The sequence below is a fragment of the Pigmentiphaga humi genome, from assembly GCF_900606115.1.
In the GTDB taxonomy this organism is placed as follows: Bacteria; Pseudomonadota; Gammaproteobacteria; order Burkholderiales; family Burkholderiaceae_B; genus Pigmentiphaga; species Pigmentiphaga humi.
This window is the reverse complement of record NZ_UWPJ01000003.1, coordinates 1-1,446: the sequence shown is the minus strand read 5'-3', so window position 1 is coordinate 1,446 and position 1,446 is coordinate 1. Positions and strand designations below refer to the sequence as shown.

Sequence of the window (1,446 nt, the reverse complement as noted above, 5' to 3'; positions counted from 1 at the left end):
TGAACTGCACCCCAGAAGTTGGACAAGAGTCCAACCTCTGGGGTGTTTTTCATGACGAAGTACGACGAGCGATTCAAACGCAAGCTGGTTGAGCAGTGCCTATCAGGCACGGCAGGTCCCAAGAGCTTGGCCCGGACGCATGGTCTGAGCCATTCGCAGCTACGCCGCTGGGTGGCGGCCTATCGGTCTCATGGAGCGGCAGGGCTCAGGAAGAAGTTCAGCCACTACGACGCCGAGTTCAGGTACGCGGTGCTTCAGCGCCTGTGGCGCGATGAGTTGTCATATACGCAGGTGGCGGCACTGTTCGACATCCGCAGTCCAGGCAGCATAGGGGTGTGGGAGCGCCGGTATCATGCGGGGGGAGTGGACGCGCTGGCGTCCAAGCCTAGAGGAGGATCCAGGAAGATGGCAGCCCCTATCTCTCCCGAGCCTGCGATTCCGGTCGACGATGCTCAGCGCAGCCGAGAGGAATTGCTGGCGGAGTTAGAGTATCTGCGCGCGGAGAACGACTATCTAAAAAAGCTCGATGCCTTGATCCAGGCGAAGAAGCTGGTGGCGCAGAAAAAGCGCGGCTAGTGCTTGGATTGAGGCCAATCCATCGATTGGCTGTCTTGCTCAAGGTGGCAGAGCTCTCGCGCAGCACGTTCTACTACCAAGTCAAGGCGCTGGGCGTAGAGGACAAGGACGCGGGCTTGAAGGCCCGCATCCGTGCCGTGTACGAGCGTCACAAGGGGCGTTATGGTTATCGGCGCATTACCGCAGCCTTGCGCCAGGCCGGGGAACGGGTCAACCATAAGACGGTTCAGCGCCTGATGCAGATACTGGGCCTGAAGTCCTTGGTTCGTCCCAAGAAATACCGCTCGTACCAAGGGCAGATGCACGCAACGGTGCCCAATCTCCTGGCGCGCCAGTTCCTGGCTGAGCAGCCCAATCAGAAGTGGGTGACCGATGTGACCGAGTTCAATGTGCGAGGGGAGAAGCTTTACCTGTCGCCCGTCATGGATCTCTACAACGGCGAGATCGTTGCTTACCAGACTAGCCCGCACCCGCACTTCGAACTCGTCGGCACGATGCTGCGCAAGGCCCTGGCCAAGCTGGACGGTCCGCAACGACCCGTGCTGCACTCCGACCAAGGGTGGCAATATCAGATGCCCGCCTACCGCCGGGCCTTGACCGAGCATGGCCTGGCCCAGAGTATGTCCCGCAAGGGCAATTGCCTGGACAACGCCGCCATGGAAAGCTTCTTCGGCACGCTCAAAACCGAGTTCTTCTACCTGAACCCGTTCACCAGCATCGAGCAACTACAGACGGGCATCCGCCGCTACATCCATTACTACAATCACCAGCGCATCAAGCTCAAGCTAAAAGGCCTGAGCCCGGTGCAGTACCGAACTCAGGCCTTCGCCGCTTAGCTTTTAACTGTCCAACTTCTTGGGGTCAGTTCAC

At 59.3% G+C, this 1,446-nt stretch carries 1 protein-coding gene; it reads left to right on the top strand.

The window, feature by feature from the left end; all coding sequences use genetic code 11:
• The first annotated feature begins 51 nt into the window (after positions 1–51).
• A protein-coding gene (locus PIGHUM_RS00015; protein WP_124077195.1) for an IS3 family transposase occupies positions 52–1,412 on the top strand; the annotation gives its coding sequence in 2 pieces (ribosomal slippage) (positions 52–514 and positions 514–1,412; 1,362 coding nt in all).
• Positions 1,413–1,446 lie beyond the last annotated feature (34 nt).